The organism is Telmatocola sphagniphila (assembly GCF_018398935.1).
In the GTDB taxonomy this organism is placed as follows: domain Bacteria; phylum Planctomycetota; class Planctomycetia; order Gemmatales; family Gemmataceae; genus Telmatocola; species Telmatocola sphagniphila.
This window is the reverse complement of record NZ_CP074694.1, coordinates 6,334,067-6,352,966: the sequence shown is the minus strand read 5'-3', so window position 1 is coordinate 6,352,966 and position 18,900 is coordinate 6,334,067. Positions and strand designations below refer to the sequence as shown.

The window sequence follows — 18,900 nt, the reverse complement described above, 5'->3', positions numbered from 1 at the left end:
GAGAGACATTAGGACGGGGATATATCTACATGGCTAATCGTATGTCTGTCGCCTTAAGGGAGGCTTAAGATCTTGGGGAAGTTCCAAAAAATTCCTAAGTCATTGTACGTACAGGACGCTTTCGCTGGATTTTTTGCCAGCTTTGAGGGATACTCGTTTCCAGGTTCGCTCGATTGAAATTCCTAAATTGGGAATCCATGCGTTACGCACTTCCGCTGCTGTTTTTATTCGGGATCGCTCCAATTCAGGCGGAACCTCCCAATCTCTCCCGACCTAATATCCTTCTGATTGTCGCAGATGATATGGGATTTTCCGATCCCGGTTGTTTCGGTGGTGAAATTTCGACGCCTAACCTCGATCAACTCGCCAAGAACGGTTTGCGCTTTACCCAGTTCTACAACACGGCCCGCTGCTGGCCGTCGCGGGCCGCACTTCTCACAGGGTATTATGCCCAATCGATTCGCCGCGATACTGTACCCGGAGTGAAAAGCGGTGTTCAAGGCGTGCGACCGAACTGGGCGCAACTACTCCCCATCTATCTAAAACAACGCGGCTACCATAACTATCATTCGGGCAAATGGCACATCGACGGATCGCCTTTGAAAAATGGTTTCGAACACTCCTACAGTCTGAACGATCATGATCGTTACTTCGGGCCGCGATTGCATACTGAGGACGACAAGCCATTGCCTGCCGTTGCAAACAACACACCTTACTACGCCACGACCGCTATTGCCGATCATGCGATTAAGTGTTTGAAGAACCACTCCAAAGACTATGTCGGACAACCGTTCTTCGAATACCTGGCTTTTACATCGCCACATTTTCCGCTGCAGGCTTTGCCGGAAGATATCGCTCGTTATAAGGGCAAATATCTGCCGGGTTGGGATCAGTTGAGACGCGAACGCTGGCAGCGCTTGACCGATTTGAAAATCAGCAACACGGATCTCTCGAACGTTGAGCGTGATCTTGGACCGCCCTACCCCTACCCGGCGGATCTGAAAAAGTTGGGGCCCAACGAAGTCAATCTCCCCGTTGAATGGGATAAACTGACAGTCGAACAGAAAGAATTTCAAGCCAACAAAATGGCAATTCATGCCGCCATGGTCAACCGCTTGGACCAAGAAATCGGCCGCGTTATTGCACAAATAAAATCGATGGATCAGCTGGAAAACACTTTGATTTTATTCCTCTCGGATAACGGCGCCAGCGCGGAGATGATGGTTCGCGGCGATGGCCACGACCCTCAAGCTCCGATGGGAAGCGCTAAAACTTTTTTGAGCCTGGGGCCCGGTTGGTCGAGCCTGGCGAACACTCCCTTTCGGCGGCATAAAACCTGGGTTCACGAAGGGGGGATCTCCACACCTCTGATCGTACACTGGCCCCGGGGAATCTCGGCGCACGGTGAACTTCGGCAGACGCCTGGCCATCTGGTGGATATTTTGCCGACACTTCTGGAGGTCGCGGGGGGTAAACGCCCGGAAGTAATCGAAGGCCAAGCCGTGCCGCCTGCGCCGGGTAAAAGTCTGGTGCCGGTGTTCGCCAAAGAAGGAACCGTTTCCCATGACTCATTGTGGTGGATGCACGAAGGCAATCGGGCTTTGCGAGTGGGGGATTGGAAAATCGTCGCGGCGGGAGAAAAGAGCGATTGGGAACTTTACGATCTCAGCGTCGATCGGGCAGAGGCGCACAACCTGGCCACCGCCCAACCGCAAAAAGTGGCCGAGCTGGCGGAAATTTGGAAGAAGCAATTCGATGAATATGCCACACTGGCTCGTAAGGACGCACCCCGATCTCCTAAGAAATGACTTGCAGCTCAGAATTTCTTTTAAAAGGCTGACTTGATGCGTTCGATTTTGCTGGTCACACTGCTATTTCTCGCTTCGGATTCAAACATTCTGAGAGCGCAGGAGAGTTCAACACGGCCCAATGTCCTGTTTCTTTTCGCCGACGACATGCGGGCGGATACAATCTCCGCCCTGGGAAACACGGAAATCCAAACTCCTAACTTGGACCGGCTGGTTCGCTCCGGCGTTGCTTTCCAGCGGGCCTATATGCAGGGTGCCCGGAATGGAGCGACCTGCGTTCCCTCCCGGGCGATGCTGCTTTCGGGGAAGTCTTTATTTCGAATCGATGAGAAATTACGGCGAGATCCCAGCTGGCCGAGCGCGTTTGCAAAAGCGGGCTATACAACTTTTCTTACTGGCAAATGGCATAACACCCCTGAATCTATTCCGCTCTGCTTTCAAAATGCCAGATCGGTATTCGTGGGAGGTATGACCAACCCGATGAGGGCGCCGTTAAGTAATTTAGTCGATGGCCGCATGACCAAAGCGGAGATCTTACCCAAACATGCCTGCGATAGCTTCGCGGAGGAAGCCATTACGTTCATACGAACTCAAAAGGAAAACCCGTTTCTTTGTTATGTGGCCTTCGATGCTCCACACGATCCGCATATCGTACCGGAAAATTTTCCCATTCATTACCAGCCGAACAAACTCTCGTTGCCCGGCAATTATCTACCTCAACATCCCTTCAATAACGGGGAGATGGCGATCCGCGATGAACGATTACTCCCCTGGCCGCGCACACCGGAAGCAATCCGGCAAATGAAAGCGGACTATTACCGCTATATTTCTTATCTTGATTCCCAGGTCGGCCGGATCCTCGATGCCCTGGCCGCTTCTGAACATGAAAAAAATACCATAATTGTTTTCTCGGCAGACTCCGGCGTGAGCCTCGGCAGTCACGGCCTGCTCGGCAAGCAAAGCCTTTATGAACATGCCTTAAGAGTTCCGCTAATTATTTCCGGCCCGGGCATCGCGGCAGGCCAAAGCTCCCAGGCGATGTGCTACCTCTTTGATGTTTTCCCCACGCTGGGAAAACTTTGCGGAGTACCCGCCCCCAGTAGCAGCGAAGGAATTGAGTTCGGTGCGGTGCTCAAGGATACGAGTAAACCCGCCCGCAAAGAAATGATGTTCGCTTATATGAACGTGCAGCGGGCCGTGCGGGATTCACGTTGGAAACTAATCCGCTACCCGCAAATCGACAAGACGCAGCTATTCGATCTTACTTCGGATCCCGAAGAGATAAACAATCTGGCCGAGCTACCCGAGCAGCAGATGCGAGTGGCCGAGTTGATGGCGCTGTTGAAGAAAGAACAAATTCGATACTCGGATCCGTCTCCACTCAAAGTAGCCGAACCTATATCTCCGGATTGGATACCACCGAAAAATTTTCCAAAGAAGCCATGAAAGATCCCGCTGAAAAGTAGAGCCCCTTTGATGCAATTCGCTAAATAAAGAATTCCTTCCTTTGATTTCGACATGTTCTCTTGTGAGAGACGTTTCTTTGAGAACGGAGACATTTTACATGCTGAGATATATCTCCTACCTCGTTCTGCTGCTTAACACCACTACCCAGATAAGCGCGCATGAAAACCTACAGGAGAAATCGGCCGAGCCGAGCAAACCGACTTCGCGAACCGAACGCAAAATCGAAGGCTGGACAATCCGTGTCGACAATCGACTGCTCTCGGGTCCGGATCAGGAACTGGGTGCGAAATGTCTGCGCTTTCTGGAAGCGAAGCTCGTGGATATCAAGATCGTCGTGCCGGAAGACAAAGTCAAAAAACTGCAGAATGTGAAAATCGTACTCGATTTGACACACGGAAAACTTGGCTCGATGCAGTATCATCCCAGTGCCAGCTGGCTGAAGGCCAATGGCTACAGCTCCGATCTGGAAAAATGCGTACACATCCCCCGTGCGGCCGATCTTCCCGTGAAACGCAATGTCAACGAGCAGCCCTGGGTGATACTGCATGAACTGGCACATGCCTACCATGATCAGGTGCTGGGATTCGAGGAACCGCGTATTCGCGAAGTGTACGAAAAATATAAAAAGAGCGGGCATGGGGATAAAACTCTGCTTTTCAACGGCGAAAGAGTGAAGCACTATGCCCTCACCGATCACAAAGAGTTCTTTGCCGAAATGACCGAGGCTTACTTCGGCGTGAATGACTTTTTCCCATTCGTGCGCGCGGAACTAAAGGATTCTGAACCGGAGATCTACGAACTGATGTCAAAGATCTGGGCGCCCGAGAAGAAATCGAGATAAACTGGAGTGCAATCGCGATGAAGATAACTCGAATACTGGCCTACCGCGTGGAATTGCCGCTATACGAGACCACCTACAAGTGGTCGGGCGGCAAATCGGTCACCGTTTTCGATAGTACTATCGTGCGGGTGGAAACCGATTCTGGCCTCATCGGGTACGGCGAAGTCTGCCCTCTCGGCCCATTCTATTTGCCAGCTTACGCCGACGGTGTCCGGGCGGGATTGAAAGAGCTGGGGCCACATCTGATCGGACAAGATCCCCGGCAACTGGGAAAGCTGAATCGCCTGATGGATGCCGCTTTGAAGGGGCATCCCTATGTGAAAAGCGGCATCGATATCGCTTGCTGGGATATTCTGGGTCAAGCCGCCGGGTTGCCGGTTTGCGAGTTGCTCGGTGGCCGTTATGGGGAAGATTTCCATCTCTACCGGGCGATTTCGCAGGAATCCCCGGAAGAAATGGCCAGTCGAGTCGCCGCCTATCGGGCGGAAGGCTATCGCCGTTTCCAATTGAAAGTCGGCGGCGATCCCGATGTCGATATTCAGCGTATTCATGCGGTGGCCGCGAAACTTCAGCCGGGCGATAGACTGGTGGCCGATGCCAACACTGGTTGGACCCAGCACGAAGCAGTTCGGGTTGTGCGCGGGGTTCGCGATATCGATGTCTATATCGAGCAGCCCTGCCTGACTTACGAAGAGTGTCTGAGCGTTCGCCGTAACACGGATCATCCCTTCGTCCTGGACGAAAATATCGACGGCTTGGATGTACTACTGCGGGCCAAAGCCGATTTGGCCATGGATGTTGTGAATTTGAAGATCAGTAAGCTGGGCGGTCTCACCAAGATTCGCCAGGCACGCGATCTCTGCGTCAGCATGGGCATCGCCATGACCCTGGAGGATAGCTGGGGCGGTGACATTGCCACTGCGGCCATCGCTCACCTGGCGCACAGCACGCCTACCGAGTTTCTGTTCACCAGTACTGACTTTAACAGCTACGTCACTGTCTCCACGGCGGACGGCGCCCCCCAACGGGTGCAAGGCCGAATGGCCGCTTCGAAAAAACCGGGCTTGGGAGTCACCCCGAAAATGGATGTGCTCGGAAAACCAGTGCTCCTGGTGGAATAGCCAATTTCGTTTCACAAATCGCCCATTCCTTACGGGCTTCATACCAGCTTAAGGTTCCCGCGTTACCAATCTACCTATAAGGACTTTTCGGGGGAGGGACTAGCTATGCGGCGGATCATTTTCGGGCTGATTGCTTTGGGATTTGGTGCGATTCTCATCACTTCTCCGCTCTTTTCGCAACCCCCCGGAGGAGATAAAGGGGGCAAAGGTCCGCCACGATTTGAGCTCGGAACGGTTCTCCCTCCGCCTCTCCTGGAAGAATTAAATCTGACTCCCGAGCAGGAAAAAGCCTTGGAGCAAATGAAAGCCGACCTGAAAGTTGAACTCGAAAAACTTTTGACCCCGGACCAGAAAAAAATGGTGGAAAATTTTCGGCCGATGGGCCCCGGAGGGGGTCAGGCCAAAAAAGGAGGTCCGGGTGGAAAAGGAGGCAACCGACCGAATGTTCCCTCGAACTTCGAAATCACCGCCCCGCCGCTGCTTCCGACCCCAATTCTGGTGAAAGGCCCCCTGCAAGTCGTCGGTGGCAAATCCCCGATTCAGCTGACCGGAGACGCGATCGAGGGGGTTCTGGGGAACTACAACAAGGAAGTTTCCGGCACCGGTATTCGCTTCCTATCCGGGCAAGATCTCAATAAAGATGGGGAGAAGGCGGGAAACTTATCCTTCACGGTGAAAGGGTTGAACAACGAGAAAGGACGATGGTACCGCATTTTGGTACGCGGACTGGCTCAGGACAACTTTGCCGTGGAGGATGAAGAGCTTTACATCAAGGCGGAATACTTCAAGGAAGACGGAAAAAACGCTCTCGATTACATCAAAAAGTCCATTTATGCCCAATTGGAGTTGGAGCGGAAATCCTTCAAAGACCCGGGCACCAATAAGAGCCTGGGAGCGGCCACCTGGAGGAATTACTCCATTGATTTTCGAACACCCTTTCCAGAAGTGGATACTCTGAAAATCAGCGTCGGCTTCAACAAAGGCGCGGGCAAGTCTACGAACTCCGAATTCTGGATTTCTGAGCTGGAAGTGTTGCCGATACCCGATCCCACGAATTACACGCGCCCGACTCGGGCAAGCAACTCGAATCCTCCCGCTCTGAAGTCCTTAGTCTCTCTCGGAGGCCGTTGGTATTATGATCCACGCAACGGCGGCAAGGAAATTCCCAAACAGTTCGATTCTACGAACGTCGATCAACTCTACTATCTGGCTGACAAACTTGAAACACCCTTTGTGAACAATACGACTTCCTGGCTACGGCGCGGCTATCTGGACTACTTCGGCAAGCTGGTCGAAAAGGATCAGTTCGTTTCCGACTCCCTGGTTATCCTTTTCACCGAAAAGTTTATCGTGCTCCGCTCAAAAAATTTACCGAACCACCCCACCGCCGTGTTCCCTGACCGTACCCGATATCTCGATGGCAATCCGAATTACATTCAGGAACAGCGCGACGTCTGGCGGATTCCATTGCAACCTAAAGAGAATCCGAAGCACGTGGCCATGACTATGAAGAATACCAGAGCGTTACCTATGGGTCCGATCGGTGTAGCTGTGAACGGGGTGGTATTTTTCAATCCTTTCGACGAGTCCGCCGAGGTCGATGCGGTCTGGCGACTCGACCGCTGCTGCGGCCATCCCAGCCCTTCTTTCGAATATCACTACCACAAATATCCTTCTTGCGTGAATACTCCCTGGGCCGATGATGGGGCAGAGCATTCCACCTTGATCGGATTCGCCTTCGATGGCTATCCGGTTTATGGGCCGTATGAATCGAAAGGGGTACTCGCAAAGGATTCTAAAGAGCATCCGCTCAATGAATTCAACCTTCATTCGGATCCTCTCCGCGGACCCCATTATCATGTGACACCGGGTAAATTCCCGCACATCATCGGTGGCTACTGGGGAGAAGTAGACCCGAGCACGCGGGGCAAGAAAGGGCCGCCCAAGCAGTAAATGAGCATCGATAAAAAAGCTCCGTGGAAATCAGCAGTCGATCTCCACGGAGCTTTTTCTGCGAAAGAAATTTATTTCGGACCTGCCGGAAGATTGTCGTAAAGGTACTGGGTCAGCATCTGACGGAGGTGATAGGACGTTCCCTTGCCTTCGCTGATCGAGTGAGTTCGATTCGGATAAGCCATCATGGAAAAAGGCTTTTTCAAACTCACCAGTTCATTGATGAGTTTTTCCGTCCCCTGATAATGCACGTTGTCATCGCCGGTGCCGTGCACGATCAGCAATTTTCCTTTTAACCCGGCCGCATGAGTGATGGGAGACCCCTTCTTATAATCTTCCGGATTATCTTGAGGAAGCCCCATATATCGTTCCTGGTAGATCGTGTCATAAAGTCGCATGTCGGGCACCGGAGCTACTGACATGCCGACCTTATAGATCTCGGGATGACGAAACATCATATTCAGAGTCATGGATCCGCCGCCGCTCCAACCCCAAATCCCGACACGTTCGGGATCGATGTAAGGCCGTTTTAACAATTCTCGAGCGGCCGCCGCCTGATCTTCGGAGGCAACCACGCCAATCTTGCGATAGACTGATCGGCGCCAATCTCGGCCGCGAGGACATGGCGTTCCGCGATTATCGACGCAGGCGACCATGTAGCCCTGCTGATTCAACATCAGATACCAGAGATATTCGCTGCCGCCCCAGGTATCGTTCACCAGTTGACCGGCCGGCTCGCCGTAAACGTGAAATAGCAGCGGGTACTTCTTGGTCGGGTCGTAGCCCGGCGGCTTCATCAGCCAGCCATCGAGCTTCACCCCATTCCCCGCATCCGCCCGAAAGAATTCCACGGGTGATTGAGCCAGCTTACTCACGGCTTCTCGCAGTTTGTCGTTGCTGGCCAGAGTTTGAAGCACCTTATGATCCGGCAGGGAAACCATTTCCACTCGGGGTGGGGAGCTGAACGTGGAGTAGGTGTGAAAAGCAATCTTGGCATCAGGCGAGATATTGTAGTCGTGCGTGCCGGGTTGCTCGGCCGGTGTCACTCGTTCCGCCGTACCGGTTCCGTCCAAAGTACAACGATAAAGATATTTTTGCGTGGGATTGTCGGGAGAAGCGATGAAGTATACCGATTTAGTTTTTTCATCCACCTTCAACACTTTGATGACGTCGAAATCTCCCTTGGTAATTTTGCGGAAAGAGCTGCCGTCCCGCGAAATGGCATAGAGGTGTCGCCAGCCATCCTGTTCACTGATCCAGGTATACTCCTTGCCGCCATCGATCCACTCCGAAGCATCGTCGTGGACATCGACCCAGGCTTCATCGCGGTCGGTATACAAGGTCTTGATCGTACCAGCGGCCACATCCGCCAGCATGACATCGATGGCTTTCTGTTTACGATTAATTCGCTGTATCAGCAGTTCTTTTTCGCTCGACGCCCAATCCATTCGAGGAATGTAGTAATCTGTTTTAGTGTCGCCGGGAACGTCGATCCATTTGGTTGCTCCTCCTTCCGCAGAGACCACTCCTACTTTGCAGGCCGAATTGCGTTCGCCCGTTTTCGGGTATGCGAATGTGATCAATTTCGGATAGGTCTCGGAAGTATTGTCGATCATGGTGAATTTCTTCACCCCGCGGGTATCCAGCTGCCAGTATGCGATACTCTTGCTATCCGGATTCCAGCGAAAGCCATCCCGACAGTAGAATTCCTCCTCGTACACCCAGTCAAAGGTGCCGTTGATGACTTCGTCGGTTCCATCTGAGGTCAATTGCAAGGGACTGCCGCCCGCGGTGGGTTCTACATAGAGATTATTCTCGCGCACGTAAGCGACTTTTGTGGCATCTGGCGAAAGTTTCGCGAACATGAGAGTTGAAGGTTTGGCATCTCCGCCAAGTTTAGTCAGTTTTCCCGTCGACTTACGATAAATCCAGTAATCGCCTCGAGTATTCTGACGCCAGACTTTCGCGCTATTGGTGAATATCAGCATCAGATCGTGATCTTTCGAGAGTTCATAGCCGTGTATCGCGAGTGGTTCTTTCGATCCGGGTGGAATTAGGGATTCCCCCTCAATCAGAATCTCTTTTTTCCCGGCCGCATCCACGCGAACCAGATTGTTTCCTTTCTTGGGTGAAACAGCGGATTCCCAAATCAGATAAGAACTTCCTTCGAGCCATTTATTGAAATTCACCGATTCGCCGCGAAAGTCGCTGGATTCATAGATGCGATTGAGTGTCAGCCGGGCTGGCGAGGCATCCTGGGAGTAAATGGGAGCCAGGGGAACAAACAGCAGAAAGATAACGGGTAGCAATCGCAGCATAAATCCAGCTCCTGAAGCGCGGCTCTAAATTGAGGTGTCCTGAAAATTCGATTTCAATGAGGCGTGATATTGTTAGGAATTATAGGAGAAGTACGCTTGTACTCGCCAGCATCAAAATCAAATCGAGCCAATCTCTAAATCAGGATTTCAACATAAGCATAATTTCATCGATTTCCTGATTACGAGCCCGGGCAAACGATTTCTCCTGGCCGGTGATTTGAAAGCCCACTTTCTGAAGAACCCGCAGAGAAGCGAGGTTATCGAAAGCCGCACTGGCATGGAGCGGACGAATTGAAAATTCCTCCAGGAAGAGTTTCAAGGCCCGACTGGCTATGCCTCGACCCCAATATCGCTGCCCGAGCCAGTAACCGACCTGTCGTTGGTTATCCCAGAGAAAACTGCCGATATTCCCGGCAACTTCGGAATCGACCAGAATCGTTCGAGCATAGATCAGCGGATCAGCAAGAACCTTCATCCAGTGTTCCTGAAAGGCCTTGCGATCTTCCGGGTCCCGATTGATGAAAGCCGCCATCCAGCAACCCTGCGGTTCCCGATGAAGCTCAAATAATTTGGGCAGATCCTCCTCGCATGTAGCTCGAAGTGAGACGCTCTCCAATAGTTGTGCAGAAGGCTTCATAATTCGCTCTTCGATTTCATACTCATTATTTCAGATTCTTGACAAAGAAATCGAACCAGTTCCTCCACATGATCTTCTCAATATCCAGCGGGGAGTAGCCTCGCGATTTCAGGAGGTCGGGAATTCGCTGCAAATCGACGATCGTATCCAGATCGTGGGGCGATTGCTCCTTGCCAAACCCCCCATCCAGATCGGTGCCCAGGGCGGAATGATTCACATTGCCGGCCAATTGGCAGACGTGATCGATATGATCGACCACTGTCGCAATTGTCACATTGCGCTCCTGCGGAGTATTTTTCCCGCGCACCCATTTGGGCGAGAGCATCCAGGCGTCGAAGGCCGCACCAATCACCGCCCCACGCTCGATGAGTCGGTTGATCTGTTCATCGCTCAGTTGGCGCTGATCGTCGACGAGTGCCCGGCAGTTGTGATGGCTGGCCAGCACCGGTCCTTTGTAGATTTCCAAGGCTTCTGCGAAGCATTGATCGGAGAGATGGGTCACGTCCAGAATCATGCCTAGCCGATCCATCTCTTGAAGTAGCGGCTTACCCCAATCAAAGAGCCCACCGATTGTGCTCGTTCCATGGGCGTAGGGGCTCACTCCATAGTGCGCAGGTCCCACAATCCGCAAGCCGGTGCCGTACCATTCTTCGACCTGATAGGGATGCAGAATGGGATCGGCCCCCTCCATACTGAGTATGAACCCGAGTGGAGGCTCTTTCTGTGTCTTACCCGCATCGAACTCGAGCCAGTTTTGAACGTGTTTCTTCAATGCGGCTGCATCGGTGATCCAGACGAGAACCCCCTCGGCAACCAGGGCTTTGTAATAAGCCATCTGCCCGTGTGCCGAGGCATAAGCGGCCTGCATGGAAGAATAGCGCGACAAGGGAGGGAGAGAATTCGATCGGAAGAGTCGGGCCAGCAGAGTTGCAATAAAGATTCCGACTTTGCCTCGGCGGAGTTCCGGAAAAGAGACCGTATTCACCCCGCGTGCCAGAAAATCGATCTTTTCCGCGGCCAATTCCGCTTGGCGAATCTCGGCCACGGGCTTTAGCAGATCGCGATTCCAATCAATCGCGTTCCACGCCAGATCGAGGTGTGCATCGAATATTATCATGTATGATCCTTCTTGGTCGATTGCATCATTCCGCGGATCATATTCCAGATTCCACGGATTCTAAGGCCGAAGCTGGGGGCATGCTTCCAATTCAGGATACCATGGAGCATGCGTTCTGTACCGGCATTCACTCCGCCATTCGCCGCGTCGTAATGCGGTCGGAATTTTCCTTTGCGAATACTGACGACTTGAGGCACGGTCATTGCCAGCAGTCCTTCCGCCCCCTGAGTGGTGCCCCATCCACTCGAATTCCGGCCGCCGAAGGGACTCGCCGGATGAGCAGTAGGATTAATCGCGTCGTTTATAACAACCAATCCGGGGGCCAGTTGCAATGCCAGTTGATTTGCGGCTGTAACATCGCGACTGAAAATTGAAGAGCCGAGCGCAAACGGGCAGTTGTTCAGTTGGCTTCGCAAATCGGACAAGTCGGTATAGGTCAGAATTCCCGCAAGAGGAGCGAAAATCGCTTCCTGACAGAGTCGCATCGAAGGCCGCACATCGGTAAGAAACGTGGCCGGCATTCCGGGTAGGTCTTCGGAGTTGGCCGGTGCATCCGCAAACAATTCTTTAGCGCCGTTAGCCACGGCCTCTTCCATGATCGCGCGAGCCTGCTTCAGCTGGCCGGATGTTACCAGAGGTCGGACTTTTCGATCCGTAGCGGTTTTCTTCAACAGATCGCTAAACTCGGACAGCTGGTTTTGAAGGAGGAATATCCGCCGTAGGGCCACGCAAGTTTGCCCCTGATTCAGCGTGATGCCATACCATGCCGCCCGGGCCGCCATTTCCAGGTCGGCATCCGGAAGAATAATCATGGCATCGCAACCGGAAAGTTCCAGCGTCGATGGCAACAATCTTCCCGCGCAGCTCAAAGCAATTTTTCTGCCAACGGTATCGGAGCCCGTGAACACGAGATGATCGATATCGGCCTCCAACAACTGCGGCCCGGCCTCTCTCGTGGCAGGAAGAATCTGAAAGAGCTCTCTGGGAAAACCGGCTGCGTCAAAAAGCTCCTTGAGAACATTGGAAAACTTAGGAGTCAATTCCGATGGCTTCCAAAGCACGGCATTACCCGCACGCATTGCCTGAAGTATTTGCACACCATTGAGCAAAATGGGATAATTCCAAGTGCCGATAATTCCGACCACCCCCCAGGGTTTTCGATAAATGACATCCCGCGCGCCGATCGCCCAGACGGGCATCTCACTGCTTGGAACCGCTCGTGGCCGGAGGATCGCCCGCGCCCTTCGTTCCAGAAATCGGCAGGCATCGGCGAAAGGCAGTAGATCACTCGCCAGGACTTCGGCAGGTGCGCGACCGATATCCTGTCGAACCGATTCACAGATCTCCGCTTTCTTCTCGACGAGCAGAGCGCGGAGTTTTCGAATCGGCAGTAGACTCGGCCCGGAAAACTCCGAGAGAGCGACTCGGGCTCGCCGGGTCTCTTCCAGAAATGCAACAGGTTGGAACTTCATATCTTTATCGTAGTTCTTCCACAGGTAATCGTTAGGACCCCATGACAATAAGCCAATACGTCGATCCCCTGATGCTGACCGCCGATCTTCCCGGCGTCGGAGGCCGAATTCGCGAACAACTCGACGACTTCCAGGTGGAAGAAATTCCCTCTTATCTCCCCTCGGGCGAAGGAGAACATCTCTTTCTCTGGATCGAAAAAAGAAACGTCAGTGCGGATTGGCTCCTCAAACAGGTGGCGCTGCGATTGGATATCCCGCGTCGCGACATTGGCTGCGCCGGCCTGAAGGATCGACACGCTATCACCCGCCAGTACATTTCTATACCGGCCAAGTTTGAAGACCGAGTTTCTAAAATAAACGGGGAAGACATTCAAGTGCTTCACGCCACCCGTCACAACAACAAATTAAAAACCGGCCATCAGAGAGGGAACAAGTTCATAATCCGAGTGCGCGGCGTCAACATCGAACAGGCGCCGCATCTGGAAGCGATCCTGGCCCGACTTAAAGCGCAGGGCCTTCCAAATTACTATGGAGAACAGCGCTTTGGCCGGGACAATCAGACCCTGGAAATGGGCCTGAAGCAACTGCAGGGAGAAAAGTTGCGTCTGCCTCCTTTCCTGCGAAAGCTCAGCTTGTCCGCTGTACAATCAGCACTCTTCAATGCCGTTCTGGAAAATCGCATCCGAGATCAACTCTTTAGCAAAGTTCTTCCGGGTGATGTCATGCAGAAGATCAGTGGCGGTCTTTTTGTAGCCGAGGAGGTCGCTGTGGAACAGGAGCGATTCGACCGGCGTGAAACGGTGCACGCCGGCCCGATTTACGGGAAGAAAACCTTCGCTGCAAAAGCGGAAGCCGCCTTGAGAGAAGAAAAAGTACTTATGGAATCGGGGTTGACCATCCAATCCTTTGAAGGATTCGGCAATCTCCTGGAAGGCACACGACGAGCCAATGTGATTGGAATGGAGGAATTGGAATCGTCGATCGATTCGGAGGGGCTCGTTCTCAAATTCAGCTTACCCAGCGGCTCCTACGCGACTGTGCTTTTGCGCGAGATCATGAAGACTCAAGTCCCGCTCGAATCTACTGCGACGTCGGAAGAGAACACCGATGGGGAGGGTGACAGCTGATTCGGCTTTAAGAATGTTTGTCCGAACCGAGACTCGACCGCCGTTTGGTCTCAAATCCTGCTTTGATACAATTTCCAAAATTTACCTTTTGAATTGGAGTTTCCAATATGAACCTCTCCCGCCGAAATTTTCTAGCCTCTGCCACGGCACTTTCCGTAGCTCCCTGGGCTACGGCTGCCTCCTTTACCGAGACCAAAAAGAAACTCGTTATGATTGCTGGTACTGTCAGCCATGGACCTGGTGCTCATGAATTCAACGCCGGGGTGCTGCTTCTAAAGAAGTGTCTGCTGGATTTTCCAGGATTGAAGCTGGAGATTTGCCTCAACGGCTATCCGAAGGACGAAAAAGTCTTCGAAGATGCGGCGGGCGTCCTCTTATATTCCGACGGCGGCGCCGGACACCCCTACATTCAAAAAGACCATGCCAAAACCATTGATGCTCTCGCGAAAAAAGGGGTCGGACTGATGTGTGCCCATTTCGCCGTCGAAGTCCCCAAGGACAAGGGTGCCGACGAGATGCGGGAATGGATCGGCGGTTGTTACGAACACGAATACTCCTGCAACCCGATGTGGTCCCCTGAGTTCAAGGAATTTCCGAAACATCCGGTTTGCAACGGTGTGAAGCCCTTCACGGCGTACGACGAGTGGTACTTCAACATGCGCTTCCGTCCCGATCGGAAGGCGATTACCCCCCTGCTTACAGCTGTACCGAGCGATGCCGTTCGCAACGGTCCCTACGTTTATCCACGCGGCCCTTATAAGCACATTCAGGAAGCCAAGGGGCGAGCCGAACATATGATGTGGGCGGTGGAGCGATCTGACGGCGGTCGAGGCGTGGGCTTCACGGGAGGCCACGTGCACAAGAATTGGCAGAACGACGATTTCCGTAAGATTGTGCTGAATGCCCTGGTGTGGATTTGCAAGCTGGACGTGCCGGCTGAAGGAGTGGCTTCGCGAGTTCTCGAAGAAGATATCACCAAGAATCTCGATCCCAAACCGCAGAGACAGTAAGCCGTAAGTGAAGGATCAATTTCCCGGTCGGTAGGTCGCGTAGGAGTAGGGTGTTTCCCAAAGCGTGACCTCCGCAACGGGTAGCCCCTGCAACTTCGCATAGTCGAAGATGTACTTCGCCATGTTTTCCGTCGTTGGGTTCACTGGGAGAAGCACCAGAGGTATGCCCATTTTTTGGAACTCGGCTACATAGGGGTCGCTCTCATTTAGAATCAGTTTGTGATCCAGATGCTGATCGAGCCAGGTACCGACAATTCTTTTGATCTGCACGAAATCGGTTCCCAAGCCGAGCTTATCGAGCACTTCGACTTCCAGGGTGATTACGGCCTTAGCGTTATGGCCGTGGATATTCCGGCACTTGCCATCGTATTCAGGAAGGCGATGACCAAAACAAAATTCCAGTTCTCGAGCGACTCGATACATTTGCGGCTCCAGCTTCAAGGCGAGTTATCAGCACTCTTATTTTAGACGGGCGACACTTATCCCGACCTGGAATTTCTCAATGAAAGGGCGGTCGTCGACGCCAACGAAAAAACCCACGAGCTTACTCGTGGGTTATCGAAGATCCGTCTTCTAATTTTAACTTAGAAAGGGCTGTCCGACTTGCTGCCCGAAACCGGGGTAATCGTTGGGCCACCAACGTTGCTCAGGCCAACCTTGGGAGCTGCCGGTGCCTTGGGGGCGTCCTTGGGCATTTCCTTCGGAGCGGCAGGAGCCGTCGGAGCGGGAGCCGGAGCAGGTGCAACCGGAGTCGTGGACGAAGGAATCGTCGTCACAGCGCCGGCACAGGGAGAAGCGGGAACCGAAGTACCGCACGTTTCGCAGCTGGAAACCTTGTGGCAGCTCAGTCGACCTTTGATCTTGTCGAAGATGCTGACCTTAGGAGCAGCTTCGCAACCGCAAGCTGTCGTCGGAGCAGGCTTGCAATGGAAAGTCGGCAGAGGCTTCAGAGCCACAACAGGAGTGGGCTTGCTGCAGCCGCAGGTGGGAGCAGGAGCGGGCTTTTCACAGCCGCAGCTGCTATGTCCGAACGAGATCGAGCTGAAACGAGCTTTAATCTTGTCCAGGAAGGAAGGCTTACCGCAGGGATCGCATGCGGCAACCGTACCGCAGCCACCGCCGCAAGCGGAACCGGTCGAGATGACCGCGGGAGCAGAAACAGGGGCCGGCGCGGGTGCGGGTGCAGCCATCGTCGGCGCAGGGGCCGGCGGAGCATCAGCAGCACAGAATGCCGACGTCAACATGAACACTACTGCATTCACTAGACAAACCTCCAAAAGGGGATCGGCGGCGCGGGACCGTTAGTCGGCGGGAACGCGCCAATCGCGTTCGCCTGCCCGAGCCACAGCGACGAGCAAGCCAGTACCCCTAAATCAATCGCGGACACGGATGCGACTTCTTAAGTGCCTGTCGTTCTCGCCGAGTTTTCCGAAATCACTTCTCTTTTCGGGTCTTTCACTAAATACCCTTAGCTACCCAACTCCGAATTTCCCTGATTTTTCAAAACTTCGTAGCTTTCTGAGTTTAACGGTAAATGCGGTATTTGCGTAAACGGGCGAAAGAAAATAAGGTAGCTAAAAAAGGCCAGAAATTAGCTCTGCGGGGACTAGCGAAACTGGGTATTGTCTAAGGAGGAATGGATTAAATTTGAACGTCCTTCACCGGATAGCCATTTCAAAAGGCTATTGAAGCTGACATTCGGAAAATCTTGGAGGAGGCTCTGTCAAGGGAAGGGATTTGGTTGATGCGAGAAGTGCTCTGGAAATGAGCCGCCGAAAATTGAAGTATCGCCGGCTCAGTTTTGATTCAGACGATAGTGTCTATTTCAGAACTATATCGTAAGTGTTATCGCTACTCTGAATAGTAACCTTCAACGGAGAAGTCGACTTCTCCAGATAAGCTTTGGGGATTCGCGAGGTGTTGCTTCCCCGGATTTCGATATCTCTCTTGCTGACCGTCACTATGTACTCGCCAGGTACTAAGCCTTTACCATCGCCATTAAATCCAGCGACGTACTCTCCCTTATCATTCACCAGACCACTACCTTGATAGCGGAGCTTTCCACCGTCTTCAAAAGTAACGGGATGGAAATCTACAATGCCACCTTTTAAGACCGATCCATCCGCAAAGGTAACTTTACCTTTCGTCGGTGAAGGAGTTCCTACTGCGGCCCCGGGAGGTGCGCCACCGCATCCCGCTAATAGAACAGTCGCAAAACTCAGGATAGTAAACGCAACGATTTTCATTATCAGAAACCATTCTTTATAAAAAATTGGTGGGGGCTCTCCCATGCAGAGCCCTCACCCAAGTCTATTAATAATCGCCCGGAATTTCGCCGCCGGAGCGGGAAACGATAGAAGCAATAATGGTGGGTGCCGTGGAGTCTCTGAGGAACTGGACGTGGCCATCGACGAAGACCACGTTTGCACCACCGGTGTGGAACGCGAAGATTTCATCGTTTGGCCCGCAGTTGTTGGTCAGCTTCCAGTTGCAGGTGGAAGGACCATCGGTCGCGGGACTCTGGTTGTTGTTATTGATGATCTTGAAGCTGTTCGCATAAGAGGGGTTGGTATTCTGCGTCGGGTCACCCGAAACGCCGAATCCGTTATCCTGCTCTCCCCAGCGCCAGAATCGGCGAGTGGTGAAACTGGTGTTGTCGATTGCAACACCCGCGGTGACAGCCGGATCCATGTAAGAGGGATTGGTGATGTAGTTTTCACGGCGAGCAGCATCTTCAGCAATCAGAATCGTACTGGAGGTACCGTCGGTGATAGCCGTGATTGCGGCAGGTTGATTATCGAGAGCGCCTCGCTGACGAGCGTAGAGCTTATCACGATTTCCAACCGCAGCAGACGAACCACCCTGGCCAGCGGTGATCACGATGTCGGTGTAAACGGTCGCACCGTAGTTGACATAGCCATATCCGAGCGAGTCTTTATTTTCGAACGGATAGGAAGGACAGATGAAAATCGGAACCACGTTCTGGAAAGCCGTTGCGTGATTGGCGTACGTCGGCGATTGCGAGTTGTAATACGAATAGGGATCAATCTGGTTGTAAATGTTGCCTTGTTCAATGTAGGGCAGCAAGTAAGTGAACAAAGAGTGGAAGTAGTAACCGCTGCCGGGGCTGACGCCGTTGGTGAACGGAGCACCGGTGTAACCTTGCAGATTAGAAAAACCCGTGCCGAAAGAGCCAGGGCTACCCACGGTTCCTTCACCGGCTGGAGGAAGCAAGCTGTAAGCACTTTCGTAATTCGCAACGGCCAAGCCCAACTGCTTGAGATTGTTGCTGCACTTCATACGTGCGGCCGCTTCACGAACTTTTTGAACGGCTGGCAAGAGCAAACCAATCAAGATTGCAATGATCGCAATCACGACCAGCAACTCGATCAACGTGAACCCACGTCGATTTCGTCGCACTGACAACTTTTGCAACATCATCCACTCCAAGGAAATGTAAAAGATACAGGGCAGAGTAGGGATTCTATGTGGGCGTATTGCCAGACGTGTGTTAAAAATCTATGAAGACCAAAAATTGGCGGATTTCACTCACAAGGTGCTCGCAAAGATTCGAGCAAACCTCATGAGAATGAAAGAAACATGATTTTTTTTTAACAAATTCAATTGTACTTCGACTAGCCACTTAGTTCTTCAATTCAATAATTAAGTCGCTCTTACCTACTGCTGGAACTTCCACCTCCAGCTTCGAAGTTTCGGCTTTTCGATAATTCATGGGCACCGTATTTCCCTTTGTATTCCCGGGTTCAATTGCAATGAGATACTTTCCTGGAAACGCCGCTAAAACAAACTGGTTCTGCGCGTCGATTTGTGCCGTCTGCTCATCTCCCCTGTTCGGATCGACGGGGAAAATGGAGATCAAAGCTCCCTTGAGGGAAGCGGACGCCAGCGCCACTTTACCTTTGAGTTCCACTCTTTTTCCCAAGGGACTTTCGACCGCGCCGCTCTGACAGCCCATCAAGCTTGCCGCAAAACAAAACATCAAGCAGTTCTTCAAGTACATCGTCATCT

The 18,900-nt window shown here is 52.6% G+C and carries 16 protein-coding genes; 7 read left to right on the top strand and 9 right to left on the bottom strand.

Features of this window, described 5'->3' with window-relative positions; translation table 11 throughout:
- Positions 1–197: 197 nt before the first annotated feature.
- The 5 genes from KIH39_RS25420 to KIH39_RS25400 all read left to right on the top strand — a co-directional run bounded on the left by KIH39_RS25420 (position 198) and on the right by KIH39_RS25400 (position 7,190).
- The gene (locus KIH39_RS25420; protein ID WP_213496804.1) at positions 198–1,808 is read left to right on the top strand and encodes an arylsulfatase; all 1,611 of its coding nucleotides are present in this window, start codon (positions 198–200) and stop codon (positions 1,806–1,808) included.
- A gap of 36 nt (positions 1,809–1,844) precedes the next feature.
- On the top strand, positions 1,845–3,254 hold the full coding sequence (locus KIH39_RS25415; RefSeq protein ID WP_213496803.1) for a sulfatase-like hydrolase/transferase: 1,410 nt from the start codon (positions 1,845–1,847) through the stop codon (positions 3,252–3,254).
- Positions 3,255–3,372: 118 nt separating this feature from the next.
- Positions 3,373–4,116: a M90 metallopeptidase family protein gene (locus KIH39_RS25410; protein ID WP_213496801.1), complete on the top strand. Its 744-nt coding sequence runs from the start codon at positions 3,373–3,375 to the stop codon at positions 4,114–4,116.
- Positions 4,117–4,133: 17 nt separating this feature from the next.
- Complete coding sequence (locus KIH39_RS25405; RefSeq protein ID WP_213496799.1) at positions 4,134–5,237, top strand: cis-3-hydroxy-L-proline dehydratase; 1,104 nt, start codon at positions 4,134–4,136, stop codon at positions 5,235–5,237.
- Between the two features lie 105 nt (positions 5,238–5,342).
- Complete coding sequence (locus tag KIH39_RS25400; protein WP_213496797.1) at positions 5,343–7,190, top strand: YHYH protein; 1,848 nt, start codon at positions 5,343–5,345, stop codon at positions 7,188–7,190.
- Between the two features lie 71 nt (positions 7,191–7,261).
- On the opposite strand, the gene KIH39_RS25395 is transcribed toward KIH39_RS25400, so the two are convergent.
- The 4 genes from KIH39_RS25395 to KIH39_RS25380 form a co-directional block, all read right to left on the bottom strand.
- Positions 7,262–9,508, bottom strand: coding sequence for a S9 family peptidase (locus KIH39_RS25395; RefSeq protein ID WP_213496795.1), 2,247 nt, complete (start codon positions 9,506–9,508; stop codon positions 7,262–7,264).
- Positions 9,509–9,647: 139 nt separating this feature from the next.
- Positions 9,648–10,145 (bottom strand): GNAT family N-acetyltransferase, encoded by a 498-nt coding sequence (locus KIH39_RS25390; protein WP_213496793.1) that lies wholly within the window; start codon positions 10,143–10,145, stop codon positions 9,648–9,650.
- 25 nt (positions 10,146–10,170) lie between these two features.
- The gene (locus KIH39_RS25385; RefSeq protein WP_213496791.1) at positions 10,171–11,262 is read right to left on the bottom strand and encodes a dipeptidase; all 1,092 of its coding nucleotides are present in this window, start codon (positions 11,260–11,262) and stop codon (positions 10,171–10,173) included.
- Positions 11,259–12,734 (bottom strand): aldehyde dehydrogenase family protein, encoded by a 1,476-nt coding sequence (locus tag KIH39_RS25380; RefSeq protein WP_213496789.1) that lies wholly within the window; start codon positions 12,732–12,734, stop codon positions 11,259–11,261. The genes KIH39_RS25385 and KIH39_RS25380 overlap by 4 nt, the downstream gene beginning before the upstream one ends.
- Positions 12,735–12,775: 41 nt before the next feature.
- Here KIH39_RS25380 and truD point away from each other — a divergent pair, with 41 nt between their 5' ends.
- Complete coding sequence (gene truD / locus KIH39_RS25375) at positions 12,776–13,861, top strand: tRNA pseudouridine(13) synthase TruD (protein ID WP_213496787.1); 1,086 nt, start codon at positions 12,776–12,778, stop codon at positions 13,859–13,861.
- A gap of 107 nt (positions 13,862–13,968) precedes the next feature.
- Positions 13,969–14,871: a ThuA domain-containing protein gene (locus KIH39_RS25370; RefSeq protein WP_213496785.1), complete on the top strand. Its 903-nt coding sequence runs from the start codon at positions 13,969–13,971 to the stop codon at positions 14,869–14,871.
- A 15-nt stretch (positions 14,872–14,886) separates the two neighbouring features.
- Here KIH39_RS25370 and KIH39_RS25365 read toward each other — a convergent pair whose 3' ends face one another.
- The 5 genes from KIH39_RS25365 to KIH39_RS25345 all read right to left on the bottom strand — a co-directional run bounded on the left by KIH39_RS25365 (position 14,887) and on the right by KIH39_RS25345 (position 18,892).
- Positions 14,887–15,294 carry a 6-pyruvoyl trahydropterin synthase family protein gene (locus KIH39_RS25365; protein WP_213496783.1) on the bottom strand — a complete coding sequence of 136 codons (408 nt, stop codon included), beginning with the start codon at positions 15,292–15,294 and terminating at the stop codon, positions 14,887–14,889.
- A 161-nt stretch (positions 15,295–15,455) separates the two neighbouring features.
- Positions 15,456–16,133, bottom strand: coding sequence for a hypothetical protein (locus tag KIH39_RS25360; protein ID WP_213496781.1), 678 nt, complete (start codon positions 16,131–16,133; stop codon positions 15,456–15,458).
- Between the two features lie 558 nt (positions 16,134–16,691).
- Entirely contained in the window at positions 16,692–17,117 is a 426-nt protein-coding gene (locus KIH39_RS25355; protein ID WP_213496779.1) for a hypothetical protein, read from the bottom strand.
- A gap of 67 nt (positions 17,118–17,184) precedes the next feature.
- Positions 17,185–18,291, bottom strand: a complete 1,107-nt coding sequence (locus KIH39_RS25350; protein WP_213496777.1) for a DUF1559 domain-containing protein — start codon at positions 18,289–18,291, stop codon at positions 17,185–17,187.
- A gap of 223 nt (positions 18,292–18,514) precedes the next feature.
- Positions 18,515–18,892, bottom strand: a complete 378-nt coding sequence (locus tag KIH39_RS25345) for a hypothetical protein (protein ID WP_213496776.1) — start codon at positions 18,890–18,892, stop codon at positions 18,515–18,517.
- Positions 18,893–18,900: the final 8 nt, after the last annotated feature.